Below are 25468 nucleotides of genomic sequence, written 5' to 3'. Positions count from 1 at the left end.
AGAGCACAACAGATGAAAGACCTGACCATCTCATCGGCAGACCTCGACAAGCCGGCAGCAGATGCGCCTCGGCGGCGAGGGAACAGATCTACACGTGTGCCAGCCATCATTGAAGTGGCGATCGAAGTCTTCGCATCGGAAGGCAACGCTGGATTCACGCAACGCCGCATCGCCAGCGACGCAGGCATCCGGCTGAGGACCCTGCAGCACTATTTCAGCACCCGCGAAGAACTATTGCGGGCCACGATCGAGGCATTCACGAATCGCTATTTCGAACACTATCAGGCGATCACGCAGGACAAACACCGGCCACCGGAGGCCCGGCTGGACATGATCGTCGAAGAGGCATTCTCTGTGCTGACGGCACCCGGCGGCAATCGCGTTAGCGCCTTTGTGCTGGAAACCTGGAGCCTGGCTGAACACGAACCGTATCTCCATGCCCTGATGGCCAAATCCACTGCGGATTTTCAGGTTCTTCTGGCGGAACTGATCGCGGAAATCAACCCAACCTTGGCGTCGGCGGAATGTACGCTGCGCGGCGCCCTGCTTCTTTCCCATCTGCAAGGTCTGGTCGTCTTTCTACGCCGGTCGGGAACGAACACACCCGAGCGGGATTCATTCCGTCACGCCATGAAGGTCGTCTGGCGTGCGCTGAGCAAAGCGTCTCCATGAACCTGAAGTTCAGGCGCGCGCAGCGCGCGTAGCGGTCTGCGCGCACCGGATTCTACAGATATGCGCTCAGCCGGCCACCTTCCACACAAGAGGCAAGTGGTACAGCGTGCCGTTCACCCCTCCGTGGACACCCGCCTTCTCACCCGGCTTGATCTGGAAGTCAGGAATACGCTTAAGCCATTCCTGGAGGAAAACCTTCAATTCCACGCGCGCTAGGAACGAGCCGGGACAACGATGCGCACCATTGCCGAACGTCGAATGAATCGGCGTGGGCCGGGCAAAATCGACGTTAAGCGGATCGTCGAATTTTCTCTCGTCGAGGCCATGCAGCGTGGTCGGCATGATGATCATGTCGCCCGCTTTGAGTTGCACGCCCTTGTACTCGAAATCGTGGGTAATCCGCCGCCCCTGGTTGACCACTGGGAAACGCCGTAATAGCTCGTCAACGGCCTTTTGGGTCAGCTCGGGATTGTCGATGAGCTGCTTGCGATGAGCGGGGCTGCCAGCCAGAAAACTGGCGATGAATCCCATTGCGGACGCAACGGTATCGAGCCCGCCGATCAGCACGAGTCCGCACAGACCGCGAACCTCCTCGTCGGTCAAGGCTCGCCCGTCGATTTTCGAGTTCACGATCTTGCTGATGAGATCGTCGCCCGGATTCGCGCGCCGTTCGGCGATCTTCACGCCCAGGTACTGGAAGATAGCGCCGAGCGCGCCCAGCTTTTCCCTGGCGTCCACCGGGCGCACCATCTTGTCGGCGAGGCTCAGGAGGTACTCGCGATCCTCGGCGGGCAGCGCCACCATGTTCATGAAAATGCCGATCGGCAGATGCTGCGCGAACCCGGAGACGAATTCCACTTCTCCCTTCGGGTAAAAGTCTTCGATCAACTCGATCGCCATTTCGCGCGCTTTTTCTTCGAGCTTGCTGATCGCCTGCGGCATGAATGCGGGCGCGATCAACGCGCGATACGCCGTATGCTGCGGAGGATCGAAGAAGATCGGTGGCAACGGCTGATGCTCGACCAGCGGCACGGTAAGCTGCTTCGACGAGAAGTTCTCGTAGTCCTTGAGGATGTGATAGATGTCGTCGCCGCGCGTTGCGATCCAATGGCCGCCGTTACGAGGCGTCCAGAAAATGTCGGGAATGCCTTCGGCGTGCAGCTTCTTGAGCGAGAGATGGTAGTCGTCTTCTGCTCCGGGCGGGTGATAGATATCGATATCGAATACCCGTTCCGGCGAAACGTGCGCAGGTACCGGCGCCAGCTCCGGAGTTGCGCCATGGCCAGCTGCTGACATAAGGTTGTCTCCTTTCTTCGAATTGGCCGCTATGCACGGCCGAATGAATCTTTCTTGTTACTGTGCGAGCCGCGGTTACAGGAACGCTCCGTATAGCTCAATATGGTGCTCGGTGTTTCCCCACGTCATGTCGATGCAGGTTAGGCGCTTCACATACCAACCCACCGCCAGCTCGTCCGTCATGCCCATCCCACCGTGAAGCTGCACTGCCTGCTGCGCGACGAAGCGCGCGCTGTGCCCGATGAGCGCTTTCGCGGCGGTCACAGCGCGATGAGCGGCAACGTCATCGTCTTCGCCGAGCTTGGCGGCCGCAAAATAGACGATCGATTTCGCCTGTTCCACCGCGGTCAAGATATCGGCAGCGCGATGCTGCAGCGCCTGGAACTTGCCGATCGGCGAACCAAACTGCTTGCGCGTGCGCAGATACTCGAAAGTCAGTTCACTCAGCCGCGACATCGCGCCCACGGCTTCGGCGCACAGCGCGAATATGCCTTGATCGACGGTCCATTCGAGCAACGGGTAACCCTGATCGATCGCGCCGATCACCGCCTTTTGGTCGACTCGCACGCCGTTCAGCACCACTTCCGCGACACGCTGGCCATCCAGTGAGGGAAACCCCTTGACGCTCACACCCTGCGCGTGCGCGTCGACAGCGAAGAGCGTGATACCGTGCTTGTCCGCCTGCTCGCCTGCCGTACGTGCCGAAACGAGCAGAATGTCCGCGCAGGCGCCATGCAGCACGACGCCCTTGCGGCCGTTGAGGATGTACCCGTCACGCGTTGCTTCGGCTCTCGTCGCTACGTTCCACAAATCGAAGTGCGCGCCAGGTTCCAGCGTCGCGAGCGCGGTCTTCAGGCTGCCGTCTGCGATACCGGCCAGCAGCTCCGCCTTGCGCGCCTCGTGTCCCGCGCGCCCGATGAGCTTCGCGCCGATCACAGCCGACGAAACGAACGGCTCCAGCACGAGTCCCCGGCCGAAGGCTTCCATCACGAGCATGGTCTCGACCGGGCCCGTGCCAAGCCCGCCGTGGTCCTGCGGCACGTTCAGCGCGAGCACGCCCATTTCGGCGAGCGTGGACCAATGCGCATCCGACCAGCCCTGCGGCGTGGCGGCGAGACGACGCCTCGCCTCGAAGTCGTATTCCTTTTCGACGAAGCGACCGACCACATCGGCCAGCATCTGTTCCTCTTCAACCAGCGTGAAGTCCATGGCGTGTCCTCAGATGCCGAGCGCCTGCTTGGCGATGATGTTTTTCTGCACTTCGGTCGAACCGCCGTAGATCGAAATCTTGCGCCAGTCCAGGTAGTGCGCGGCCAGCGCGTTGAGCAATTCGCCGTTCGCGGTTTCGCCGCGCCATTCCGCATCCAGCGCTTCGCTTACGAAAGGCACTGCATAGGGACCTGCGCATTCCATGATCAATTCGGTGAGTTCCTGCTGAATCTCCGAACCCCGGATCTTTAGCACCGAAGCTTCCGGTCCGATGGGACGCCCTGCGGTTTCGGCGGAGACCACGCGCAGAAGCGACCATTCGTGAGCGATCAAATCGATTTCCACCTTAGCGATGCGATCGCGAAAGCGCACGTCCTCGATGAGCGGTTTGCCGTGCTTGCGCACGGTGCTCGCAATCTCCTTGAGACGCCGCATGAAACGCTTGCAGTTACCAAGTCCGGCAATATTGGTGCGCTCGTGTCCGAGCAGATACTTCGCGATCGACCAGCCGCGATGCTCCTCTCCGACGAGATTGCTCACTGGCACTTCCACGTTGTCGAAGAACACTTCGTTGACGTCGTGACCGCCGTCCAGCGTGCGGATCGGCCTGACCGTGATACCGGGCGTCGACATATCGATCAGCAGGAACGAGATGCCTTCCTGTGGCCGGCCGCTCCCGTCCGTGCGAACGAGACAGAAAATCCAGTTCGCCCATTGCGCGAATGAGGTCCAGATTTTCTGGCCGTTGACGACGTAGAACGACCGACCGTCACGGTCGATGCGATCCGCACGCGTCTTGAGCGAGGCCAGATCGGAGCCCGCGCCCGGCTCGGAATAGCCCTGGCACCACCAGTCTTCCATTGATACGATGCGCGGCAGGAACCGTTCGCGCTGCGCGTCGGTGCCGAATTTTTGAATCACGGGTCCGACCATGGAAAGGCCGAACGGCATCTGGCGCGGCGCGCCGGCGGTGAAGCATTCCTCGTCGAAGATGTTGCGCTGTGCCGCATTCCAGGCGGCGCCGCCGAATTGTGCGGGCCATGCGGGCGCGCCCCAACCCTTCCCGGCAAGAATGCGTTGCCAACTCACGTAGTCTTCGCGCGGCACATGGCGGAAGTTCAGCACGCGCTCGCGAATATCGTGAGGCAGATGCGTCGCGACGAATTCACGCACCGTGGCGCGAAATTCCTTCTCGGCGGGGCTCTCTTTCAGGTCCATCTTCAGGCTCCAGTCGCGTTTTCAGGCAATTTCCACGATTCCGTTGTTCAGCACCGCCACATCGCGCGCATCAACGCGCGCGCGCAGATGCAGGCGTGTGTCGCTATCCCGCCAGAACTGGAAGCGCACTTCTTCGCCCGGATAAACCGGCGAAGTCAGGCGCAAGGCGAGCCGCTTCAAACGCGTGGCATCGTTGCCCGCGAAAGTGCGAATCGCGGCGTAGCCCGCCATGCCATAGGTCGCGAGGCCATGCAGAATGGGTCGGCTGAATCCCGCCTTCGAGGCCACCTCCGGATCCGCGTGCAGCGGATTGGCATCGCCCGAAAGGCGGTAGATCAGCGCGGCATGGGCGCCGGTGGAAAAGACGTATTCCGCGTCCGGCGCGCGCTCCGGCACCGGCGGAAGCGCTTCGGGCGGCACGTCGCTCACGCCCGATTCGGCGCTGAACCCTCCGTCGCCGCGCAGGAATGACACCTGCCGGACTTGCGCGAGTTGCTCGCCCGTCGAGGCGTCGACGATGTCGCGCAGAAGCTCGACGATCGCGCCCTTGCCGGCGCCTTTGTCCGAGATGCGGCTCACACGGGTCTTGCTGACGATGGTCGCAGCAACCGGCATTGGCCGCATGAAGCGCACATCCTGCTCGCCGTGCACAAGCTTCAGGTAGTCGATGCCCGTACGCGGGTCGCGCATCCACGACCTCGGCCACGCGAACGCGGCCGCGCAAGTCGGCATCGCCTGCAGGTCCTTCTCATACACGTAGCGCAGTTGGTCGGCGTCCAACGGGTCTCCGCCGAGGCCAAGGCCCAGCGAATACAGCATGACGTCGCGTTCGCTGTACGTCTGCGTGACGTCTTCGATAGGCCAGTTCTTGACGACTTCGTAGTTCAGCATGAGGGTGTCCTGTAGGTGCTCAGTAGTCCGTGAAGTTGGGCTTGCGCTTCTCGAGAAAGCTCGCCATGCCCTCCTTGTAGTCATCGCACTGGTTGGCGATCGGCATGTCCAGACCAGCGGACATGACCGCCTCGTGGGGCGTCTGGAAAGGCACGTCCCAGACCTGCTCCTTCATGATGCGCATCGAGCGCGGCGAGCAGTACTCCGCCATTTCGCGCGCATAGGCGTAAGTCTCCTCGACCAGTTTCTCCGCCGGGATCGCACGGTTCACGAGTCCCATGCGCTCGGCTTCGCGGCCCTTGATCTTGCGACCCGACAGCAGCAGGTCGAGCGCATGCGCCTGACCCACGTGGCGCGCGAGTATCCATGCCATGCCGTATTCGGCGGTCAGACCGCGGCGCGCGAATGCCGTGGTAATGGTGGCGTCTTCCGACGCGAACCGGATGTCGCAAAAGAGCGCGTGAATCAGGCCAATGCCGACGGTCGCGCCATTGAGCATGGCGATCACCGGCTTCGGAATGGCCGGGTAATACGAACAACGCGTTTGCCAGTCCGCGCGCTTACGCACGTCGAATGGGCGCGGCAGCTTGGTCATGAGCGCGGCGGGGTCACCGCCGAAGCTGTGAATATCGCCGCCCGCGCAAAACGCCTTCCCCGCGCCGGTGAATACGATGACACGCACGCCGCGGTCCGCACCCGCCGCCTGCATTGCCTCGTACACTTCCGTCGCCGCCTGGTCGTTCCAGGTGTTCATGTGTTCAGGACGGTTGAGCGTGATCGTCGCGATACGGTCCTTGACGTCGTACAGAATGGTCTCGAAGTGCATGAGATCCCCCTCGATGCTCAGAATGAACGCGGCAGGTCGAGCACATGCTCGGCGACGTAGGACAAAATCAGGTTCGTCGAAATCGGCGCCACCTGATAAAGCCGCGTTTCGCGGAACTTGCGTTCGACATCGTATTCGCAGGCGAAACCGAAGCCGCCATGCGTCTGCAAGCAGGCATTCGCCGCTTTCCACGAAGCCGTGGCCGCCAGATGCTTCGCCATGTTCGCTTCTGCGCCGCATGCCTGATGGTTGTCGAACAGTTCGCAGGCGTTGTAGCGCATGAGATCCGCCGCGCGCACGTCGATATACGCCTCGGCGATCGGAAACTGGATGCCCTGATTCATGCCGATTGGCCGGTCAAAGACGATACGCTCGCTAGCGTATTTCGATGCGCGCTCAACGAACCAGTAGCCGTCGCCAATACACTCGGCCGCAATCAGCGCACGCTCGGCGTTGAGCCCGTCGAGGATGTACTTGAAGCCCTTGCCTTCCTCGCCAATCAGGTTCTCTTCGGGAATCTCGAGATTGTCGAAGAACAGTTCATTCGTCTCGTGATTGACCATGTTGGGAATCGGCCGCACGGTCAGACCGTTGCCAATAGCCTGGTGCAGATCCACGAGAAAGCACGACAGCCCATCCGACTTCTTCCTCACATCCGACAAGGGCGTGGTACGCGCGAGCAGGATCATCATGTCCGAATGCTGCACGCGTGAAATCCATACCTTCTGGCCGTTGACCACATAGCGGCCGTCTTTCTTCACGGCGGTGGTCTTCAGCTTCGTGGTGTCCGTTCCCGTGGTCGGCTCGGTCACACCCATCGACTGCAGGCGCAGTTCGCCGCTCGCGATCTTCGGCAGATATTTGCGCTTTTGCGCTACCGAGCCGTTGCGCAGCAGCGTGTTCATGTTGTACATCTGGCCGTGGCAGAACCCGGAGTTGCCGCCGTTTCGGTTGATCTCCTCCATGATCACGGACGCCTCGGTTAGCCCGAGGCCGGAACCACCGTATTCCTGGGGAATCAGCGCCGCCATCCAGCCGGCCTTCGTCAACGCGTCGACAAACGCCTCCGGGTACACGCGCTCGTGATCGATGCGGCGCCAGTACTCATCGGGATATTCCTTCGAGAGGTCACGCAGGGCGTCGCGTAGTTCCTGATATTGATCGGGAGGGGTAATTCGGCTCATGAATGGTTTCCGTATACTTGGCTGGATACGCGGCTCACACTGCTGCATCGATCAGGCCGCCGGCATTGGCGAGCTGGGTCAGATGATGTTCGGTCGAGCCGAACTGGATATCGATCACGCTCAGGCGTCGCAGGTAGTGGCCGATCTTGCACTCCTCGGTCATCCCGATGCCGCCGTGCAGCTGCACGCCTTGCTGGCCGACGAAGCGGCCCGAGCGTCCGATCTGCACTTTCGAGGCAGACATGCTGCGATCCCGCTCCCCCGCATCCGGTTCCTCGCTCATCATGGTCGCGAAGAGCGCCATGCTGCGCGCCTGCTCCACCATGACCAGCATGTCGACCGCCCGATGCTGGAGCGCCTGAAATGACCCGATAGGTACGCCGAACTGCTTGCGGACCTTGAGATACTCGATGGTTTCATCGTGCGCGGCGGCCATTGCGCCGACTGCTTCCGCGCTCACCGCGGCGATTGCGTGTGCAACGACCGTTTCGATGATCGGGAACGCAGCACCCGCGACTCCCAGCACGTCGCTATCTGGTACGCGCACGCTGGAAAACTCGATGTCTGCAGCACGCAACCGGTCTTGCGTCGGATATACGCGGCGCGTCACGCCCGCCGCGTCGCCCCTGACCACGAACAGGCCGATGCCGTCACGTTCGCGCCTGCTGCCCGACACCCGCGCCGACACCACGAGGAGATCGGCGCTGCCGCCGTGCAGCACGACGCGCTTGGCGCCGTCAATCACCCATCCGTCGCCTTCACGCCGCGCGGTGGCTGCAACGTCCGCCAGGTCGTACCGCGACTGCGCTTCGCTGTGCGCGAAGGCCATCAGCAGTTCGCCCTGAGCAATCTGCGGCAGAATCGCCTCGCGTTGCGCCGCGTTGCCGCCAAGGCGCACGAAGCCGCCGCCCAGCACGACCGTTGCGAGGTACGGCTCGACCGCGAGACCGCGGCCCAACGCCTCCATGACGATCATCGTTTCGACAGGACCGCAGTTGCTGCCGCCGTATTCCTCGTCGAACGAAAGACCCAGCAGCCCCATCTCCGCATAGCGCGCCCATTGCGCGCGGCTGAAGCCGTCCGGCTCCGCGAGATACTTCGCACGCTGCTCGAAACCGTACTCGTCCTTGACGAGCCGCTCGACGCTGTTCTTGAGCATGCGTTGCTCATCGGTGAAATCAAAGTCCATAGCCCATGCTTCTCCGCTGTTCGACCGTCGCTCAAAGTCCCAATACCGACTTGGCGAGAATGTTCTTCTGAATCTCGTTGGAGCCGCCCACAATCGAAACGTGACGCGCAAAGTAGTGGTTCGGCGCGATCGTAAGCGCCCATTCGGGCTCGCGAACCGCGTCGCCAAGACCGCGCAGGAAGTCGACATCGAGCGGCAACGCATCCGGACCCGCCACTTCCAGCAGCAGTTCGGCGGAAAGTTGCTGGAGCTCCGAACCCTTGATCTTCAGGATCGAGGTCTTGGGGTCCGGCACATGGCTCTCTTGCGCGCTGCTTTCGGCGATCACGCGCATCTGCGTCATTTCCAGCGCCTTCAACTCCACTTCCACGGCCGCTACCCGCTCCCGAAAGCGCGGGTCGTCCCACAGCACGCCGTCACCGCAAGGCACGCGCTTCGCGAGGTCCTTTGCGTGCCGCACTCGCATCTTCGAAACGCCTACGCGCGCAATGCCGCTGCGCTCGTTGCCGAGCAGATACTTGGCGTAGTCCCAGCCCTTGTTTTCCTCGCCAATGCGATTCGCGACTGGGACGCGCACGTTGTCGAAGAACACCTCGTTGGTTTCGTGGTGCCCGTCTATCGTGATGATCGGGCGCACCGTCAGGCCCGGCGTCTTCATGTCGATCAGCAGGTAAGTAATGCCCTGTTGCTTCTTCCCGCTCGAATCCGTGCGCACGAGACAGAACATCCAGTCGGCGTGATGCGCCGTCGAGGTCCAAAGCTTCTGCCCGTTGATGACATAGTGGTCGCCGTCGCGAACCGCCTGGGTTCGCAGCGCGGCCAGATCAGAACCCGCGCCGGGCTCGGAAAAGCCTTGGCAGAACCAGTATTCGAGGCTCGCAATGCGGGGCAGGAGGTGACGCTTCTGCTCTTCGCTGCCGAACGCGATCAACACCGGGCCGATCATGTTCACGTTGAACGACAGTGTTTCGGGCGCCGGGGCCATGTGCAGCTCTTCCTTGAAGATATATTGCTGCACGGCGCTCCAGCCGGTCCCGCCCCACGCCTTGTCCCACGCGGGCGTCGCCCAGCCGCGCTCGTAGAGAATGCGCTGCCAACGGCGCAGGTCGGCCGCCGAATAACGCTGTCCCAGGCTAGCCTTGCGTCGAATGTCGGCGGGCAGCGCTTCCTTGAAGAAGGCTCTCACCTCATTGCGGAACGCCAGCTCCTCGTCGGTATATCGCAGATCCATGAGTGTCTCGTTTCGTTTTTTGGGGTCGCCTGCCGTGTGCCGCTCAGGCCAGCGTTCCCGCTTCTTTCAGCTCGCCAATGCGGCCCGCTTCGAGCCATGCGGCGAGCGCTGCATCGACCGTTGCCGCGTCGGGTGCTTCGGGGGCCGTCGGTTTCGCGGGCACCGTGGCGGAAAAGCGCGGCGCCGGCGCCGGCTGCACGATGCCGTCGACTTCGATGAACGTGCCGCGCGCCTTCAGATGCGCATGTTCGGGGGCCTCGGTCCACGACAGCACCGGTGCGAAGCATGCGTCCGAATGCTCGAGCAGCGCGGTCCATTGCTCGCGCGTGCGGCTCTTGAACTTCAGCGCAAACAGTGCGCGTGCGGCGGCCCAGTTGCTTTCGTCGAGCTGAGCGCCGAGTGTTCGCGGGTCGATGTCGAGCAGGCGCAGCAGTTCGAGATAGAACTTGTCCTCGATGGGACCGATCGTGATCCACTTGCCGTCCGCGCATTCGTACACGTCGTAGAAGTGTGATCCGGAGTCCGTGATATTCGTCCCGCGCCCGTCACGCCATATTCCGGCAGCCTGCATGCCGAAGAACGTGGTGGCAAGGTTGGCTGTGCCATCGACGATCGCGGCATCCACGACCTGGCCTGCGCCGCCGTTGCGCGCATGCAGGATCGCCGAGAGCAGCCCCATCGCGAGATACAGCGAACCGCCGGCATAGTCGCCGATCAGGTTCAGCGGTATCGAAGGCGGCTGGTCGCGGCGGCCAATCGCGTTGAGCACGCCGGTGATCGCGATGTAGTTCAGGTCGTGCCCGGCGTACTGCGCGAGCGGTCCGTCTTGCCCCCATCCCGTGATGCGCCCATAGGCGAGTTTCGCGTTGCGCTCGAGGCAGACCTGCGGACCGAGTCCGAGGCGCTCGGTCACACCAGGACGGAAGCCTTCGATCAAGGCGTCGGCGCGCTCCACCAGAGAGAGCACGAGTTCGACGGCCTCCGGGTCTTTCAGGTCGAGCGCGATCGTCTTCCGGTTGCGCAGCAACAGGTTGTAGCGCAGCGGGCGCTCGATACCGAGCTTGACGGGCTGGCGACGCTCGATGCGCAACACCGTCGCGCCGAGGTCGGCGAGCAACATCGCGGCCATGGGGCCCGGCCCGATGCCGGCCAGCTCGATGATTCGGACTCCTGCGAGCGGACCCATCGTTCAACCCTTGCGCGCATGGGTGCGCATGGCGTCCCATTGTTCGTCGGTCCAGTCCTGCATGGCACGGAAGGTCGGGCCACCAACGCCCTGCATCCAGCGGCCACCGTCAATCACGATCATGTCGCCGGTGATGTAGCCGGACCCATCCGAAGCCAGATACGCGTAAAGATCGGCGAGTTCCGTGTGATCGCCAAAGCGGCGCAGCGGGACGGAGCGCTCCTGCGGCTCGACCTGCGAGCCCGGCGGATACAGTTGCTCCCAGGCACCGGGCGTCGGGAAGAGTCCGGGCGCCACCGCGTTCAGGCGAATGCCCTTCGGGCCCCACTCGACCGCAAGGCTACGGGTCATCGCCAGAACACCGGCCTTCGCCGCAGCGGACGGCGCCGTAAAGGCCGAGCCGGTCATCGTGGGCGTAGAGACCGTGCTGATCACGTTGCCCGTGTGGCCCGCGTCGATCCAGCGCTTGCCCGCCGCGATCGTGCAATAGAAGCTGCCGTGCAGCACGATGTCGAGCACCGCATCCACCGCCCGGGGCGAAAGGCTTTCGGTGCGCGCGATGAAATTGGCCGCGGCATTGTTCAGCAGCACGTCGAGCGGGCCGTCCTGCCAGATCGTATCCATCATCGCCTCGACGGATTCCGCGCTGCGCACGTCCGCTTGAACACTCGTAATGCGTGCGCCGGGCACCACGCCGCGAAACTCGTCGGCGGTCGCATCGAGCACTTCCTTGCGGCGGCCGCAGATGACAAGATCGGCGCCCAGTTCGAGATAGCGTCGGCCGATACTTTTTCCGAGCCCCGTGCCCCCGCCGGTGATCAGGATTCGTTTGCTCTTCAGCAGGTCAGGCGTAAACATATGCATTGAACTTCCAGTAGAGACAGCAATGAAGAACGACAGCTTCAGGCGCCCGTGAAAACCGGCTTGCGCTTTTCCATGAAGGCCTTCACGGCTTCCGTGTGATCGCTCGTTTGACGCGCCAGCGGATTGAGATCGGTCTCCAGACGGCAAGCGTCCTCGATCGAGTTGCCCGCGTTGACGAGGCTCGCCTTCAGGAGCGCCAGCGTCACCGGCGGATAGCTCGCAAAGCGAGCCGCAGCCTCGATCGCCGCATCGAGCGCGTGTCCGCTCGCCGTCACCTCGCTGACGAGGCCGATACGGCGCGCCGTGGCTGCATCGATGACATCGCCCTTCAGCATCAGTTCACGCGCCTTGCCGCCACCCACCTTTTGCGGGAGCGTCCAGAGAATCCCGGTGTCGGGCAGCAGGCCTACCTTGCCGAAGGCACACGAGTATTTCGCCGTCTCGGCGCTGACCACGACATCACACGCAGCAGCCAGCGAGACGCCCGCTCCGTAACACGTGCCTTCCACTGCCGCGACGACGGGCTTCGTGCCCGTATAAATCAGCTTGAACAGACGCACGCCCACCGCGATGCGCTCACGCAGCGCGAGCAATCGCGGCGTGGCCGCGTGCATTTCCGAGAGGTCGCCGCCCGCGCAAAAATGACCGCCCGCGCCCGCCAGCACGATGGCGCGCGTATCCGGGTCGTCGTTCATGAGCCGCTGAAACACCTCGATCAGCGCGAGCCGCATCTTCATGGAGAACGCGTTGCGGCGCTCGGGATAGTTCATCGTGACAACGGTCACGTCGCCTTCACGGCGCACCTTCACGACCTCGTCGGCGCCCGCAGTCATTTCCTTCTGCTCGATACTCATCGCATGGGTCCCCGCGCTCACTCACCGGTGAAGACCGGTGTGGTCTTTTCCATAAATGCCTTGCAGGCAGCCTGATGGTCTTTCGACTGACGCAGGATGGGCTGATAGTCGATCTCGGCTCGCAGCGCGCCTTCCATGGTCGTCGCGGCGTTGGTGAGCGATTCCTTCAACAGCGCCACGCCGAGCGGCGGCAAGGCCGCGAGGCCGAGTGCAACTTCAATCGCCCTGGCGCGCGCCGCGCCCGGCTCGACCACTTCGTTTGCGAGGTCGATTGCCGCGGCCTTGTTGCCGTCGATCTCCGTAGCAAGCGAAAGCATCTCTCTCGCGCGGGCCATGCCAATGCGCTTCGGAAGCGTCCACAGAATGCCAGTATCCGGAATCAGCCCTACGCGCAGAAACGCAGCGCAAAAGCGCGCGCTCGATGCTGCGACGACGTAATCGGCCGCCACAGCGAGCGACAGGCCGGCGCCGAAGGCCACGCCTTCCACCGCGGCCACAACGGGTTTCGGACCCGCCTGCATTTCGCGCACCACCACGCAGGATTCCGCCAGGATCTCGCGGCTTTGCAGGATCGTGCGTTTCGTCATCTCGGAGATGTCCGCACCCGCGCAAAAATGCTCGCCCGCGCCAGCGAGTACAATTGCGCGCGACTCAGGGTCGTCGACCATGAGACGATGCACCGTGTCACGCAGCAACTGGCGCATCTGGCGCCCCATTGCATTGCGGCGTCGCGGATTGTTCAACGTCACGATCGCGACCGGCCCCTCGCGGGTCACCTCGATCAGCGGCGCCGTTTCGGTTGCTGCCGTTTGTTCTTCGCTCATGTTGGCTCCCTTCAGTCGGCCACGAACACCGGCTTGCGCTTTTCCATGAAGGCGCTCACGGCTTCCTGGTGTTCGCGGCTGCGGCGCAGGATGGGCTGCAGGTTGACTTCGGCTTCGATCGCTTCGTCGAGCGTGCGGATGCCCGTCGCGAGCGCGGCCTTCAGATGCGCGGTGGCGACCGAGGGCAATTCCGCGTACTGTTGCGCCACCTTCAAGGCCGCGTTCAGCGCCTCGCCGGGCGCGACGACCTGGTTCGCAAAACCGGTCTCACCGGCTTCGACGCCGTTGAACTCGCGCGCGCTCAGCATGAGTTCTCGTGCGAGGCCACCGCCCACGCGTTGCGAGAGCGACCAGTAGAGCCCCGTATCGGGCAGCAGCCCGACTTTCACGAACGCGCTCGCATAGCGCGCCGACGACGATGTGACGACGTAGTCGCAAGCCGCTGCGAGCGAGAGGCCTGCGCCAAACGCAAACCCTTCGACCGCGGCGACCACCGCTTTTGGACCTTCGACCATCAGTCTGAAGATATCGAGCGGCAGTTCATTGCGTTGCCGGTACTCGAGCACCTTGCGCGTCTGCATCTCCGAGATGTCGCCGCCCGCACAAAATGTATTGCCTGCGCCGGTCAGGACGATTGCGCGGCAACTTTCCTCGTGATGCATCAGGCGATAAAGTTGCGCATACAACGTCTCGCGCATCTTCAATGAAAACGCGTTGCGGCGTTGGGGGTAATTCAATGTGACGATCGCGATTGCGCCGTCTTGCTGGGCCTGGACGATCTCTGTCGCGTCGCTGCCGGTCTCTTCGCTCATCTGTCCGTCTCCTGTCGATCAGAGTTGGCGCTTCAGCGCTTACTCTGATCCCATGCAAGGCTGTCGATCAGAGTTGGCGCTTTTGCGCTTACTCTGATCCCATGCAAAGCTGTTGACAGTGGCCTGGGCGGCCGGCGTGTCTTACAGCGTTTCCTCTGTTCCGAGAATCACCGTGGCCTGGCTCGAGAGCACGCCGCCGTTGCCGTGCGCGATGGCCAGCTTCGCGCCGGGGATCTGGCGCTCGCCGGCGCGCCCCGTCAGTTGCCGCATCGACTCTTCGATCAGGAAAAGCCCATACATGCCGGGGTGAACGCAGGACAAGCCGCCGCCGTTCGTATTCACCGCGAGCCGGCCGCCCGGCGCGATGGCCCCATCCGAAACAAAGCGACCGCCTTCGCCCTTGGGGCAAAAGCCGAGGTCTTCGAGGAACAGAATGGTGTTGATCGTGAACGCGTCGTACAGCATCGCGACATCGATGTCGCCGGCGTTCACGCCCGCCATGTCATACGCGCGCCGGCCCGATTGCGCCGCCGCAGTCACCGTGAGATCGGGCATGCTCGCAATTTCGCGGTGTGACGTGGCCGACGCCGCGCCGAGCAGATAGACGGGCTTGTCGGTCAGATCGCGGGCGCGGTCGGCGCGCACCATGACGACGGCCGCCGCGCCATCCGTCACGAGGCAGCAATCGCGCACGGAAAGCGGGTCGGATACGAGACGCGCGCCCATCACGTCATCGATCGACAAGGGCGTGCGCATGTACGCATCCGGATTGAGCTGCGCCCATTTGCGCGCGGCGACGGCCACCTCGGCCAGATGTTCGCGCTTCGTGCCGAACTGGTGCATATGCCGCGCTGCCGCGAGCGCATAAGACGAGACCGGATTCATCGGCTTGTACGGGCTCTCCCACGGCGAGGGACGCGACGACTGCACGAGCTTGCCCGCCGCGCTGCGCTGGTTGCTCCCGTATGCGATCAGTGCGACGTCGATCTGGCCCGTACACAAGGCCATCGCCGCAGTGTGTGCGTAAATCTCGAACGCCGAGCCGCCGCTTCGGTTGTTGTCGGTGAACTTCGGGTTAATACCGAGGTATTCGGCAAACGTGAGGCCCGAGAGCATGTCGTCGGGCGTGCACACGAACAGGCCATCGACATCGCCGGGCGTGAGCCCTACCTGGGCCAGCGCGTCGACGGAAGCGCGCGCAGCAAGGTCCATCGACGACAACCCAGGTGCTTCCCCAATCCCATAGGTGGCGCCTGCCACCAGTGCGGTACGCCCGCGCAAGTTGAATTCCATTCGATCTACCTTTCATCAGGTGCGACCGGCTCTTGACGGCCGGTTGCGGGTTAGCGGGCGTCAGGCTGGTTCGAATACGAGCAGTGCCGCATCCCCCCGGTAGACGATCTTCGCCTGCACGGGCATGCCAATGCGCACGGCCTCCGGCTCGATGCCCTCAACGCAGCTGAGCATGCGCACACCTTCCTCCAGATCGATCACTGCAACGTTGTAGCTCGGCGTGGGCGACTTCTGGCGCACGACCGTGGTGGAATAAACCGTGCCTTTCCCGCACGCCTCGACCCATTCCAGATCGCGCGCCCCGGTAACCGGCTCGGCCACGCGCGGATAGAACACATAGCGGCCGCTGCTGCGGCTGCGCTGGATCATCAAGCGGCCCTCGGCCAGAAACTTCTGATAGTCGACTTCAGGACAAAGAGAGTCCATTCCCCGCTCCTCCAAATCGTTTTTGCCTTGGGGCTCCCGCGAATCGAGCCGCTATGTCGGGCCAAAATGGAACAAATAACCGAACACTGTTCCAAATATTAAACGCATCGGAAGCATGCTGTCAACGGCGGGAAAGCCCTGTCGTGCCCCGCCCCACAAGGCTGACACTACATCCCGGCGAAAATCCGGGCGCACCTCGGACAAACCCGCGGCAGCCAGTTTCTGCGCTTGACGGCAATCTAGTCCATCGTTTACTTTATCGAACATTGTTCAACATTTTGAAGAGACCGGGGTAATTCGGGAGTGGTCAGCGGGGGCGACGATTGCCCACTCCGAAAGACGAATCCAGGCCCGATCCGGAAAAACCGCCAGCAAGAGAGCTCGAAGTGACATACGAACTAACAGACGACCAGGTTCAGATCCGCGACCTCATCCGTCGCGTCGCAAGGGAGCGTGTGGCGCCGCGCGCCGACGAGATCGACCGTACAGCCGAGTATCCCCATGACATGTACGCACTGCTTAAGGAACTGGGCCTCTTCACGTTGCCGTTTCCCGAAGCGTATGGCGGCGCCGGCAGTGTGATGTCGGCCTGTATCGCCGTCGAGGAGTTCGGGCGGGTTTGCTACAACACCGGCTATTTGCTGGTCGTGCAATGGACGCCTTTTGGCGCCATTCTCGAAGGGGGCACGGAAGAACAGAAGGTACGCCTTCTGCCCGGGCTCGCCTCCGGCGACCTGCGTGGCGCGCTCTCAATCACAGAAGCTCAAAGCGGCTCAGACGTTTCCGGCATTCGCACCACGGCGCGCCGCAAGAACGGTAGCTATGTACTCAACGGCTCAAAGATCTGGTGCACGAACTCGCACATTGCCGACTTCATTCTCGTCGCGGCAAAGACGCTCGATGAGGAAGGACAGCCGCTGGGGATCAATCTCTTCATCGTCGATCGCAACACGCCCGGGCTCACGATCGGCAATGAAGAAGACAAGATGGGTGCGCGCGGCGTGGCGTCGTGCCCCCTCTATTTCGACGACGCCGTCATTCGCACGGAAGACCGTCTCGGGCCGGAAGGCGGCCAGGGATTCAAGGTGGCAATGGAAGCGCTCAACACGAGCCGCCCCATCGTTGCCGCGCGCGCGGTCGGCATTGCGCAGGGGGCGATCGACCACGCCGTCAAGTTCATTCAGGATCGCGTAGCGTTCGGTCAGACCATCAGCAACTTCCAGGGTGTGCGCTGGATGATCGCCGACATGGTTACGCAGACCGAAGCCGCGCGCCAGCTCGTCTACCGCACCGCATCGCTCGTCGACGCGGGCGTAAGCGGACGCGAACTTGCTCCCATGGCTGCGATGGCGAAGATGTTCGCATCGGATGTCGCCATGAAGGTCGCGACCGACGCCGTGCAGCTATTTGGCGCTGCCGGCATCTCCAACGAGTACCCGATCAACCGTTATTTCCGCGACGCAAAGGTTGTGCAGATCATTGAAGGCACCAACCAGATCCAGCGCAACATCGTCGCGGACAACGTGCTGGGCCGCATCAAGAAGAACTGAAAAACGACAGTTGAGCTTACAAGCGAGCGACAACAACAGAGGACAGGCAATGGAAGAAATCGAAACGGTTGGTTTGGGTATCCACTGGGAGGACCTGCCCGTTGGACGCAAGTTCAAGACCGTGGGCCGCACAGTCACCGAAACGGACGTCGTGAATTTCGTATCCGTGACTGGCATGCTGGAAGTGCTGTTTACCAACACAGAGTTTCTAAGGGAGCAGTCCGCGATCAAGGGACGCGTCGCGCCGGGGGCACTCGTGTTTACGCTCATGGAGGGGCTGCTCACGCAGGCCACCATGCAGGGCGTCGGCTTCGCGTTCCTCAACATGGAGCTGGATATCAAGGGTCCCACCTACGTGGGCGACACGATTCATGTGGAATGCGAAGTCATCGAATGCCGGCCCAGCAAGGGGCGCCCAGGACTTGGCCTGGTACGCACGCGTAACCGCGTGTTCAAGCAGGACGGCACGGAGGTGATGGTGTATACGCCGCTCAGACTCGTGAAGGGCAAAGAATACAAGGCCTGAGCATGGAAAATCCACAACAACCCCTCGAACGGGCCACGGGCCCGTTAGCCGGTGTGCGCGTGATCGACCTGACCATCAACGTGCTCGGTCCGGTAGCCACGCAACTGCTCGGCGACATGGGTGCGGACGTCATCAAGATCGAACCGCCCGAAGGCGACCAGAACCGCAAGAACGGTCCCGGCCGCAATCCCGACATGGCCGTGTTCTATACGATCATGAACCGCAACAAGCGGAGCGTGATCCTGAACCTCAAACAGGCCGAGTGCCGCGAAGCGCTGCTCAAGCTTGTCGAAACGGCCGACGTCATCGTGCACAGCATGCGTCCGAGCGCCGCCGAGCGGCTCGGCATCGGCTATGAAGCCGTGCGCTCGCGCAACCCGCGCATCGTGTACGCGTCGGGCGCCGGCTACCGCATCGACGGCCCCTACAAGGACCGCCCCGCCTTCGACGACGTGATCCAGGGCGAAACCGGCATTGCCGCGATGAACCGTGACGCTGACGGCTCGCCGCGCTACTTCCCCACCGTGATCGTCGACAAGTTCTGCGGTTACGTGCTGGCCTCATCAATCGGCATGGCGCTCTATCACCGCGAGCGTACCGGTCTCGGTCAGCTCGTCCATGTGCCGATGTTCGAGACGATGCTGCAGTTCAATCTTTTCGAGCATCTCTGGGAAGGCGCGCTGGGCTCCAATGACGGCACCGGGCTCGGCTATCCGCGCATGTTCTCGCCGTACCGCCGACCCTATGCGACGAAAGACGGCCATATCTGCCTGCTGGCGGTGAACAACGAGCAATGGCGCCGCGTGCTGTGCGCAATCGATGCAGCGCATCTGCTGGACGACCCGCGTTTCTCCCACATGACCGAGCGCATGCGCAACATCAACGAGTTGTACCGCATCGTCGGCGACGCCATACGCAACAAGACCACGGCCGAATGGAATGCCATTTTTGCCTCAGCGGACGTTCCGCACGGTCCCGTACGCGACCTGAAAGACCTGATGCACGATGCGTACATCAAGGAGACCGGCTTCTTCCAGCGCTTCGATCACCCGACCGAAGGCGACATGGTCATGACCTCGATCCCGGTGCACTTCTCCGAGTCGCCCGGCAACGTTCGCTATCTGCCGCCGAATCTCGGCGAGCACAGCATCGAAGTCCTGATCGAAGCGGGCTATAGCGCAAGCGAAGCCAGCGCGCTCGTCGCCCGTGCCACGGGAAAACGCGAAGCCGTTACGGAAGCGTTGAGCAAAGACTAACTGGCGCGAAAGCGCCTCGCACATCACGGAGGGAATCAATGAAGGGGCTCAAGGAGAAGGTCGTCATCGTAACCGGCGCCGCGGGCGGGATCGGAACCGCCATCAGCAAGCGATTCGGCGAGGAAGGCTCGACCGTCGCGCTGTTCGATCTGAACGAAGAAGGCGCGGCACGTGTCGCGGCGGAAATCGAGGCGGCGGGTGGCAAGGCGCGTGCGTACCGCGTCGACATCACGGATCACGAAGGCGTGCACGCCGCCGTGGCCAAAGTCGAGCAAGAACTCGGTCCAATCGAGGTTCTCGTCAACAACGCGGGCTGGGACATGGGTTCGTTCTTCCTGCAAACGGAGAAGCCGTTCTGGGACAAGGTCGTCGCCATCAACCTGTACGGCCCGCTGAATATGCACCACGCCGTGTTGCGACGCATGGCTGAGCGCGGCCGTGGCCGCGTCGTGAACATCTCGTCCGATGCGGGACGCGTGGGCTCCTCGATGGAAGCCGTGTACTCGTTCTGCAAAGGCGGTCTCATCGCGTTCACGAAAACCATGGCGCGCGAAATGGCCCGCCAGCATATTCCCGTCAATGTCGTTTGCCCCGGCCCCACCGCGACCCCGCTGCTCGACAACCTCGCGCAAGGCGAGAAAGGCGAGCGCATCAAGGCTGCGCTCGTGAAGGCCGTGCCTTTCGGCCGCATGGGCGAACCGGGCGATATCCCCGGCACGGTTGCCTTCCTCGCGAGCGACGACGCCGCTTTCATCAGCGGCCAGGTCATCAGCGTGTCCGGCGGTCTGACGATGGCCGGTTAACCGGCGTCTCGAACCTGCTCAACAAACAACATCGGAATACGACATGGAATTCAGGGACATTATCTACAAGGAAGCGGATGGCGTCGCGACGATCACCATCAATCGCCCCAACGTCTATAACGCGTTCAACGCCAACACCTGTGAAGAACTGATCAAGGCCTTCGGTCTCGCGGGATGGAACAAGGATATCGGCGTCGTGGTGCTCACCGGCGCCGGCGAAAAGGCGTTCTGCACCGGCGGCGACCAGTCCGGCGACGGCTACAATGGCCGCGGTACCGTGGGCCTGCCGATCGAGGAACTGCAAAGCATTATCCGCGACATTCCGAAGCCGGTGATCGCACGCGTGAACGGCTACGCGATCGGCGGCGGCAACGTGCTCGTGACGATCTGCGACCTCGCGATCGCTTCCGAGACCGCGATTTTCGGCCAGGTCGGTCCGAAGGTGGGTTCGGTCGATCCGGGTTTCGGCACCGCGTACCTCGCGCGCATCATCGGCGAGAAGCGCGCACGGGAAATCTGGTACATGTGCCGCAAATACAGTGCGAAACAGGCGCTCGACTGGGGCCTCATCAACGCAGTCGTGCCCCCCGAGCAACTCGACGCCGAAACGAAGAAGTGGTGCGACGAGATTCTGCAGATGAGCCCCACCGCCATCGCGCTGGCGAAGCGCTCGTTCAATATCGATACCGAGAATATCCGCGGCATCGGTGCGTTCGCGATGCAAGCGCTCGCGATGTATTACGAAACGGACGAGTCGAAGGAAGGCGGCAATGCGTTCCGCGAAAAGCGCAAGCCGGAGTTCCGTAAGTACGTGAAGTAAGACGAAGCAAAAAAGCGGCGACGCACGTGCCTGCCGTCGCCAGCCCACCTCATTTCAATTTTCGCGCGTGTACGTCGATCGTGAGGCACCCGAAAACGCTTATTGCCTCGGCGACGGCTCATGGTAAATGGAGGTCGGCAGTATGCTAGACGGAGCACCGAATTTTCGAGATCTTGGTGGACTTCTCGCGCGAGATGGGCGGCGCGTCCGCGCAGGCCTCATCTACCGCTCGGGAAGCCTTTCAGGGCTGAGCGAGCGCGATCTCGACATCGTCGCGAAACTTGGAATTCGCCTGGTTTGCGATATGCGCAGCGAGCGGGAGCGGAAGGCGGCACCAAACCGATGGCTGCCCGTTCAGGGCGTGGAGGAACTTCACATCGAGGTCGGAGTCGATTTGCGTGCGGGCGAAGCGTCGCTACTTGAAATCCTTAGGCACGACCCGAATGCGGATGGCGCCCGGCGCATGATGCTGCAGACCTACCGGAATTTGCCCAGTGCGTTTTCCAGTTCGATCCGGGGTCTGTTCGCCCGCCTTGTCGATGGTGATTGTCTGCCCATCATTTTCCACTGCACGGCGGGCAAAGACCGGACTGGATTTCTGATAGCCATCATCCTCCATGCGCTGGGCGTCTCGCGCGATACGATCTATCGTGATTATCTGAGGAGCACACGCAATGGACTCTTGCGCGAATCCGCTGCGCAAGCGATGGCCATCCATTTCGGCGCAGCACTCGATGCGTCGGTGATCGATGTTGTAGCCGGCGTCGATGCGCTCTATCTCGATGAGGCTTTCTCGGCGATGGCAGCCAGCCACGGCTCGGTAGAGTGTTACCTCGAAGACGCTGCCGGACTCGACCCGTCTCAACTACATCGGTTGCGCGACGCCCTGCTGGAGTGAAGGAGAACGTAGCTCGAATAGCGACCGCGCTTCCCTTGCGAGCCTCACCGACCGCCGATCTCGATCCACCGCCCGCTGCGGCCGGATTCGATCACCGCCTCCACCACCTGGTGCGCGTGCGTGGCTTCCTCGAAGCTGGGTGACGGTGCCCGCTTTTGCTCGATGGCCTGGAGCATGTCGTGAAACATCCATCCCATCGACACCATGTACGAAGGCGCGTTCTCCTTCGAGAACCCGGTTCCCGGCACTTCGAAATAGTGTGCAGGCGTTTCGAGCCACTCGCCTCCCGCGGTGCCGAATTCGAATGGTTCCGGCTTGCCCGCATAAAGACGCGATGAAACCCCATCGCCAAACGTGGGATCGACATAGAGCAGGCGCCCTTTCGTTCCCCACAGTTCCGCGCGGATGCCGGGACCGTCGGCCACGGCCCAACTCGTCTGGACCGTGCCTAGCGCGCCGTTTTCCATGCGCAGGACGCTACAGCCGAGATCGGCGGTGTCCGGCGTGAATACGCTGCCGTCCGGCAGGCGCCATTGCTTGATGCCCGTTGTGTCCGAACCGGTAGCCGCTTTCACCCGCCCGAGCAGCGGCATGAGCAGGAGCACCATGTGGCTGCCGAAATTGCGCCATGCGCTGCCGCCGCTTTGCGCGTCGGCAAGCCACTTGTAGGGCGAGACGCCGCCGCCGGGATAGGAGGCGTGTGGATAGATGAAACCATCGTGGTTGCGCAGTGGCTGAAGCAGCTGAAAATTGAATCCGAGCGGTTCGCCGAGGAACCCTTCTGCGATCAGCGCCTGCATGTGCATCGCTGCGGGCACCCAGCGGAACTGTGCATCGACGACCCCAACCAGTCCCTTCTTCGTGGCGAGTTCGCTCTGCGCAACGGCATGCGCCGTATCGACCGCAAAGGGCAGCGCGTCATACACGTGTTTGCCGGCGTTGAGGGCAGCCATGACCATTTCGTAGCGATATGCAGGCCTGCTGCCGACATCGATGATGTCGAGCGTCGGATCGGCGACGAGATCGGCGACGTTCCAATACGCGCGCGGCACGCCGAATGCCTGCGCCGCCGCTTCGGCGGTCTCGCGGTGCGCGGTGCAGACCGCCGCCACCTCCACATCCGGCAGCAGCCGCCAGGCGCTGCCGTGCACTTTCAGGCTCCAGTTGGCGCCGATGATGCCGATTCTGCGTGTCACGATCGCTTCTCCATGTCTCACTTTCTCTTTTCGTTGGTCACAGGCCGAGCCTCGTCCGGCCGCCGCTTCGCCGCCGCCGGTAGCTGGTGATGATCGCAACGCGCCCGGCGAAGCGAATCGCCGATTGTGCGTCCGATACGTGTATTGCACTCATGCCTGCACTCCGACATCGACGCGTAGCCGCCGCAGTTTCATGTTCTTGATCGACCACTGGCCGTCGATCTTCACGTAGGTTTCGACATAGTGGCCGTAGCCATGCAGCGTACGGTTTGGATACGCCGAGTCCGCTTCCCAACGCAACGTGTCTTCCATCGCCCACGTGCCGTTCGCGGTGGTGCTCGATGTGATGTCGATCTCCGGGCAATGGCCGTGATGAACGCTCACGCATCCGGCAAGCGGCACACTGACCGCACCCACGATGTTCTCCCTGCCCGCGAGAATGCATCCGGGCACGTCGTCGCTGATGTCGAGTTGGCCATCTGGCGCGAACACGGAGCCGAACTCTTCCCAGTTCTTCGTATCGACGCAGCGCAGATAGCGCGCTTTGAGCTGCTTAATCTCCTCGATTGCAAGGAGTCGTTCGATGTCGGTCACGCAGGTTCCTCCAAGGATCGACGTCTTCCGCAGATTGCTTTGATATCCTTGAGAAACAATAGCACCTTCAGTACCATTATTCAATACGCGGACTCCGATGTGTTCTCGTTCACCCACATCACAATGACAGGAGGAGCCGATGGAAATTCTGGATCGCAGAGGCGCGCTTGAAGGGCGCAGAGCCGTGTTGATTGGCGGCGCGGCAGGAATTGGCAGAGCGGTCACGCTTGCACTCGGCGAGGCCGGTGTTGACATCGCGTTTTGCGACGTCGATGACGAAAGCATTGCGAGCACATCGGCGGCGTTGCGGACGATGGGACGCCGCGTGTTTGGCATGCATGCGGACGCCACGCGGTCCGATCAGCTCGCGCAATTCTATGGCGAGACCGCGCGCTTCTTCGACGGCATCGACGTGCTTGTGAACGTGGTAGGCGGCACGCGCATGCAGCCATTCATGGAGCGCACGGAACACGATTGCGCCGACGACGTTCAGCGCAATTTCGGCTACGTAATCGAATCCGTGCGCCACGCGGTGCCGCTACTACAACTCAGCGGCCGCGGCGGATCGATCGTGAATTTCACGACCATCGAAGCACATCGCGGCGCCGGTGGTTTTGCCGTCTACGCGGGCGCGAAAGCCGCAACGACGAACTTCTCGAAGGCGATGGCCTGGGAACTCGGCCCGCTTGGAATACGCGTGAACCTGATCGCGCCCGACACGACGCCTAGCGCGGGCAACGCCGCAGCCATTCCCGAGCCATGGCGCTCGCTCAACGTCGGCGCCCCGCCTGAATGGTGGGCGAAGGCCTTTCAAATGTACATCCCGCTGCAAACTCCTCCTGCTGCGGACGACCTCGCCAATGCCGTGCTGTTCCTCGCATCCGACCTCGCGAGGTCGATCACAGGTCAGGTACTGCATGTGGACGGCGGTGCCGCGGCCGCCCTCGGCATGCTGCTCTGGCCTTACGACGAAGGCGCGACACTCCCCGTTCCCATGGGCGGCACGCTGCGCAAACTGTTTGGTTAGCGCAGCGGCGCGAGCCCTCACCTATTTCCGGGCAGATGCGCGCGGCAGTATGCCGTCGAGGAACAGCGTGAGTGCAAACTCCATCGCGCCTCGCCGCTCGTTTTCGCGAGGCGGCTCGCCGAGGAAGCTGGCGAGACCGCCACTCGTCAACGCGCCGAAGCACGCAGCGGCCGCGCGCGGATCGGCAACAACGATCTTTCCACTGCGCGCCAGCGTAGCCAGATATTCGGCGATGGGAGCCAACGCCCTGTCCTGCTGTTCGACAACGTGCCCGAGCATGTCTCCCAGTTCTTCTCTCGCCTCGCTTACCGCCCGCCACATCGCGCGTATGCTCGGATCGGAGTGGTAGGACTGAATGATTTCGCCGTAATCTCGCAGTACCGAACGCGGCGAGCGGCGAGCATCGGTGGAGACCTGGGCAAGCGGATCGAGCAGCAGCGGAACGCCGCGCTCCATCGCCGCGCTCAGCAAACCGGCCTTGCTTCCGTAGCGCCGGTAGATCGTGGACTTGCTCGCGCCAAACGAGGCCGCAATGCCGTCCATGGTCGCGGCTCGATAACCCACAGCCATGAACTGCTCCAGTGTGTGGTCGAGCAGTTCATCCTGGCGCTTCTCCGCGTCGGCCTTGAATGGGCGGCCCCGCTTCGCACGTGGTAAAGCCTCGTCCTCAAGCGTGGCCTGCGGCCTTTTCACTGCGCTCATGGCGTGTCGATAGAAATTGCGTATGCATTGCAGGTATTGAAACCAGTACGCGTAAGATTGTAGCCTAGGGGCCACGTGTGCCGGACCTGCCAGACCCGCTGCACGCTCTATCGTCGCCATG

General features: G+C 62.4%; 26 protein-coding genes. 8 read left to right on the top strand and 18 right to left on the bottom strand.

From position 1 onward, the window contains the following. Nucleotides 1-12: 12 nt before the first annotated feature. Entirely contained in the window at nt 13-672 is a 660-nt protein-coding gene (locus tag M3A49_RS11665) for a TetR/AcrR family transcriptional regulator (RefSeq protein ID WP_069266531.1), read from the top strand. 66 nt (nt 673-738) lie between these two features. Here M3A49_RS11665 and M3A49_RS11660 read toward each other — a convergent pair whose 3' ends face one another. The 15 genes from M3A49_RS11660 to M3A49_RS11590 form a co-directional block, all read right to left on the bottom strand. After that, nucleotides 739-1968 carry a cytochrome P450 gene (locus tag M3A49_RS11660; RefSeq protein WP_266228817.1) on the bottom strand — a complete coding sequence of 410 codons (1230 nt, stop codon included), beginning with the start codon at nt 1966-1968 and terminating at the stop codon, nt 739-741. Nucleotides 1969-2043: 75 nt separating this feature from the next. Beyond that, entirely contained in the window at nt 2044-3177 is a 1134-nt protein-coding gene (locus M3A49_RS11655; protein WP_254353306.1) for an acyl-CoA dehydrogenase family protein, read from the bottom strand. A 9-nt stretch (nt 3178-3186) separates the two neighbouring features. Beyond that, nucleotides 3187-4395 carry an acyl-CoA dehydrogenase family protein gene (locus tag M3A49_RS11650; protein WP_266228816.1) on the bottom strand — a complete coding sequence of 403 codons (1209 nt, stop codon included), beginning with the start codon at nt 4393-4395 and terminating at the stop codon, nt 3187-3189. Nucleotides 4396-4416: 21 nt separating this feature from the next. Further along, nucleotides 4417-5286: a MaoC/PaaZ C-terminal domain-containing protein gene (locus tag M3A49_RS11645; RefSeq protein ID WP_266228815.1), complete on the bottom strand. Its 870-nt coding sequence runs from the start codon at nt 5284-5286 to the stop codon at nt 4417-4419. A gap of 19 nt (nt 5287-5305) precedes the next feature. After that, nucleotides 5306-6112, bottom strand: a complete 807-nt coding sequence (locus tag M3A49_RS11640; protein ID WP_266228814.1) for an enoyl-CoA hydratase — start codon at nt 6110-6112, stop codon at nt 5306-5308. A 17-nt stretch (nt 6113-6129) separates the two neighbouring features. Continuing rightward, nucleotides 6130-7296 (bottom strand): acyl-CoA dehydrogenase family protein, encoded by a 1167-nt coding sequence (locus M3A49_RS11635; RefSeq protein WP_266228813.1) that lies wholly within the window; start codon nt 7294-7296, stop codon nt 6130-6132. Between the two features lie 34 nt (nt 7297-7330). Further along, on the bottom strand, nt 7331-8485 hold the full coding sequence (locus M3A49_RS11630; RefSeq protein ID WP_266228812.1) for an acyl-CoA dehydrogenase family protein: 1155 nt from the start codon (nt 8483-8485) through the stop codon (nt 7331-7333). A 31-nt stretch (nt 8486-8516) separates the two neighbouring features. Beyond that, entirely contained in the window at nt 8517-9716 is a 1200-nt protein-coding gene (locus M3A49_RS11625) for an acyl-CoA dehydrogenase family protein (RefSeq protein ID WP_266228811.1), read from the bottom strand. Between the two features lie 43 nt (nt 9717-9759). After that, nucleotides 9760-10902, bottom strand: coding sequence for a CaiB/BaiF CoA transferase family protein (locus tag M3A49_RS11620; RefSeq protein ID WP_266228810.1), 1143 nt, complete (start codon nt 10900-10902; stop codon nt 9760-9762). A gap of 3 nt (nt 10903-10905) precedes the next feature. After that, the gene (locus tag M3A49_RS11615; protein ID WP_266228809.1) at nt 10906-11760 is read right to left on the bottom strand and encodes an SDR family oxidoreductase; all 855 of its coding nucleotides are present in this window, start codon (nt 11758-11760) and stop codon (nt 10906-10908) included. A 44-nt stretch (nt 11761-11804) separates the two neighbouring features. Beyond that, entirely contained in the window at nt 11805-12620 is an 816-nt protein-coding gene (locus M3A49_RS11610; protein WP_266228808.1) for an enoyl-CoA hydratase/isomerase family protein, read from the bottom strand. A gap of 17 nt (nt 12621-12637) precedes the next feature. Beyond that, the gene (locus tag M3A49_RS11605) at nt 12638-13444 is read right to left on the bottom strand and encodes an enoyl-CoA hydratase/isomerase family protein (protein WP_266228807.1); all 807 of its coding nucleotides are present in this window, start codon (nt 13442-13444) and stop codon (nt 12638-12640) included. An 11-nt stretch (nt 13445-13455) separates the two neighbouring features. Next, nucleotides 13456-14256: an enoyl-CoA hydratase/isomerase family protein gene (locus M3A49_RS11600; RefSeq protein ID WP_266228806.1), complete on the bottom strand. Its 801-nt coding sequence runs from the start codon at nt 14254-14256 to the stop codon at nt 13456-13458. 141 nt (nt 14257-14397) lie between these two features. Further along, nucleotides 14398-15549 (bottom strand): thiolase, encoded by a 1152-nt coding sequence (locus M3A49_RS11595; protein ID WP_266228805.1) that lies wholly within the window; start codon nt 15547-15549, stop codon nt 14398-14400. A 60-nt stretch (nt 15550-15609) separates the two neighbouring features. Continuing rightward, nucleotides 15610-15975: a Zn-ribbon domain-containing OB-fold protein gene (locus M3A49_RS11590; RefSeq protein WP_254353319.1), complete on the bottom strand. Its 366-nt coding sequence runs from the start codon at nt 15973-15975 to the stop codon at nt 15610-15612. Nucleotides 15976-16361: 386 nt separating this feature from the next. Between M3A49_RS11590 and M3A49_RS11585 the strand changes: the two genes are divergently transcribed. From M3A49_RS11585 to M3A49_RS11560, 6 genes are all read left to right on the top strand, one after another. After that, entirely contained in the window at nt 16362-17525 is a 1164-nt protein-coding gene (locus M3A49_RS11585) for an acyl-CoA dehydrogenase family protein (protein WP_266228804.1), read from the top strand. A gap of 49 nt (nt 17526-17574) precedes the next feature. Continuing rightward, nucleotides 17575-18051: a MaoC family dehydratase gene (locus M3A49_RS11580; protein ID WP_254353321.1), complete on the top strand. Its 477-nt coding sequence runs from the start codon at nt 17575-17577 to the stop codon at nt 18049-18051. A 2-nt stretch (nt 18052-18053) separates the two neighbouring features. Then, nucleotides 18054-19307: a CaiB/BaiF CoA transferase family protein gene (locus M3A49_RS11575; protein ID WP_266228803.1), complete on the top strand. Its 1254-nt coding sequence runs from the start codon at nt 18054-18056 to the stop codon at nt 19305-19307. Between the two features lie 38 nt (nt 19308-19345). Continuing rightward, the gene (locus M3A49_RS11570; protein ID WP_254353323.1) at nt 19346-20110 is read left to right on the top strand and encodes a glucose 1-dehydrogenase; all 765 of its coding nucleotides are present in this window, start codon (nt 19346-19348) and stop codon (nt 20108-20110) included. 43 nt (nt 20111-20153) lie between these two features. After that, the gene (locus tag M3A49_RS11565; protein WP_266228802.1) at nt 20154-20930 is read left to right on the top strand and encodes an enoyl-CoA hydratase-related protein; all 777 of its coding nucleotides are present in this window, start codon (nt 20154-20156) and stop codon (nt 20928-20930) included. A 142-nt stretch (nt 20931-21072) separates the two neighbouring features. Beyond that, nucleotides 21073-21828: a tyrosine-protein phosphatase gene (locus M3A49_RS11560; protein WP_266228801.1), complete on the top strand. Its 756-nt coding sequence runs from the start codon at nt 21073-21075 to the stop codon at nt 21826-21828. 44 nt (nt 21829-21872) lie between these two features. On the opposite strand, the gene M3A49_RS11555 is transcribed toward M3A49_RS11560, so the two are convergent. Together M3A49_RS11555 and M3A49_RS11550 are read right to left on the bottom strand one after the other, a co-directional pair. Further along, the gene (locus M3A49_RS11555; protein ID WP_266228800.1) at nt 21873-23024 is read right to left on the bottom strand and encodes a Gfo/Idh/MocA family protein; all 1152 of its coding nucleotides are present in this window, start codon (nt 23022-23024) and stop codon (nt 21873-21875) included. 150 nt (nt 23025-23174) lie between these two features. Next, nucleotides 23175-23618, bottom strand: coding sequence for a nuclear transport factor 2 family protein (locus M3A49_RS11550; protein ID WP_266228799.1), 444 nt, complete (start codon nt 23616-23618; stop codon nt 23175-23177). Nucleotides 23619-23757: 139 nt separating this feature from the next. On the opposite strand from M3A49_RS11550, the gene M3A49_RS11545 reads away from it, so the two are divergent. Then, nucleotides 23758-24645, top strand: coding sequence for an SDR family NAD(P)-dependent oxidoreductase (locus M3A49_RS11545; protein ID WP_266228798.1), 888 nt, complete (start codon nt 23758-23760; stop codon nt 24643-24645). A gap of 21 nt (nt 24646-24666) precedes the next feature. Here M3A49_RS11545 and M3A49_RS11540 read toward each other — a convergent pair whose 3' ends face one another. After that, a complete protein-coding gene (locus M3A49_RS11540) occupies nt 24667-25467 on the bottom strand; it encodes a TetR/AcrR family transcriptional regulator (RefSeq protein WP_266228797.1) in 801 nt (266 codons plus the stop codon). Nucleotide 25468: the final 1 nt, after the last annotated feature.

It is taken from the genome of Paraburkholderia sp. CNPSo 3076 (genome assembly GCF_026343935.1).
GTDB classification, from domain to species: Bacteria; Pseudomonadota; Gammaproteobacteria; order Burkholderiales; family Burkholderiaceae; genus Paraburkholderia; species Paraburkholderia nodosa.
The sequence above is the reverse complement of the archived record's forward strand: the minus strand, read 5'-3'. Positions and strand labels throughout refer to the sequence as shown.

Coding starts and splice junctions, on each gene's coding strand:
- M3A49_RS11665 (WP_069266531.1), top strand. CDS start 13: ATGAAAGACCTGACCATCTCATCGGCAGACCTCGACAAGCCGGCAGCA.
- M3A49_RS11660 (WP_266228817.1), bottom strand. CDS start 1,968: ATGTCAGCAGCTGGCCATGGCGCAACTCCGGAGCTGGCGCCGGTACCT.
- M3A49_RS11655 (WP_254353306.1), bottom strand. CDS start 3,177: ATGGACTTCACGCTGGTTGAAGAGGAACAGATGCTGGCCGATGTGGTC.
- M3A49_RS11650 (WP_266228816.1), bottom strand. CDS start 4,395: ATGGACCTGAAAGAGAGCCCCGCCGAGAAGGAATTTCGCGCCACGGTG.
- M3A49_RS11645 (WP_266228815.1), bottom strand. CDS start 5,286: ATGCTGAACTACGAAGTCGTCAAGAACTGGCCTATCGAAGACGTCACG.
- M3A49_RS11640 (WP_266228814.1), bottom strand. CDS start 6,112: ATGCACTTCGAGACCATTCTGTACGACGTCAAGGACCGTATCGCGACG.
- M3A49_RS11635 (WP_266228813.1), bottom strand. CDS start 7,296: ATGAGCCGAATTACCCCTCCCGATCAATATCAGGAACTACGCGACGCC.
- M3A49_RS11630 (WP_266228812.1), bottom strand. CDS start 8,485: ATGGACTTTGATTTCACCGATGAGCAACGCATGCTCAAGAACAGCGTC.
- M3A49_RS11625 (WP_266228811.1), bottom strand. CDS start 9,716: ATGGATCTGCGATATACCGACGAGGAGCTGGCGTTCCGCAATGAGGTG.
- M3A49_RS11620 (WP_266228810.1), bottom strand. CDS start 10,902: ATGGGTCCGCTCGCAGGAGTCCGAATCATCGAGCTGGCCGGCATCGGG.
- M3A49_RS11615 (WP_266228809.1), bottom strand. CDS start 11,760: ATGTTTACGCCTGACCTGCTGAAGAGCAAACGAATCCTGATCACCGGC.
- M3A49_RS11610 (WP_266228808.1), bottom strand. CDS start 12,620: ATGAGTATCGAGCAGAAGGAAATGACTGCGGGCGCCGACGAGGTCGTG.
- M3A49_RS11605 (WP_266228807.1), bottom strand. CDS start 13,444: ATGAGCGAAGAACAAACGGCAGCAACCGAAACGGCGCCGCTGATCGAG.
- M3A49_RS11600 (WP_266228806.1), bottom strand. CDS start 14,256: ATGAGCGAAGAGACCGGCAGCGACGCGACAGAGATCGTCCAGGCCCAG.
- M3A49_RS11595 (WP_266228805.1), bottom strand. CDS start 15,549: ATGGAATTCAACTTGCGCGGGCGTACCGCACTGGTGGCAGGCGCCACC.
- M3A49_RS11590 (WP_254353319.1), bottom strand. CDS start 15,975: ATGGACTCTCTTTGTCCTGAAGTCGACTATCAGAAGTTTCTGGCCGAG.
- M3A49_RS11580 (WP_254353321.1), top strand. CDS start 17,575: ATGGAAGAAATCGAAACGGTTGGTTTGGGTATCCACTGGGAGGACCTG.
- M3A49_RS11575 (WP_266228803.1), top strand. CDS start 18,054: ATGGAAAATCCACAACAACCCCTCGAACGGGCCACGGGCCCGTTAGCC.
- M3A49_RS11570 (WP_254353323.1), top strand. CDS start 19,346: ATGAAGGGGCTCAAGGAGAAGGTCGTCATCGTAACCGGCGCCGCGGGC.
- M3A49_RS11565 (WP_266228802.1), top strand. CDS start 20,154: ATGGAATTCAGGGACATTATCTACAAGGAAGCGGATGGCGTCGCGACG.
- M3A49_RS11560 (WP_266228801.1), top strand. CDS start 21,073: ATGCTAGACGGAGCACCGAATTTTCGAGATCTTGGTGGACTTCTCGCG.
- M3A49_RS11545 (WP_266228798.1), top strand. CDS start 23,758: ATGGAAATTCTGGATCGCAGAGGCGCGCTTGAAGGGCGCAGAGCCGTG.
- M3A49_RS11540 (WP_266228797.1), bottom strand. CDS start 25,467: ATGGCGACGATAGAGCGTGCAGCGGGTCTGGCAGGTCCGGCACACGTG.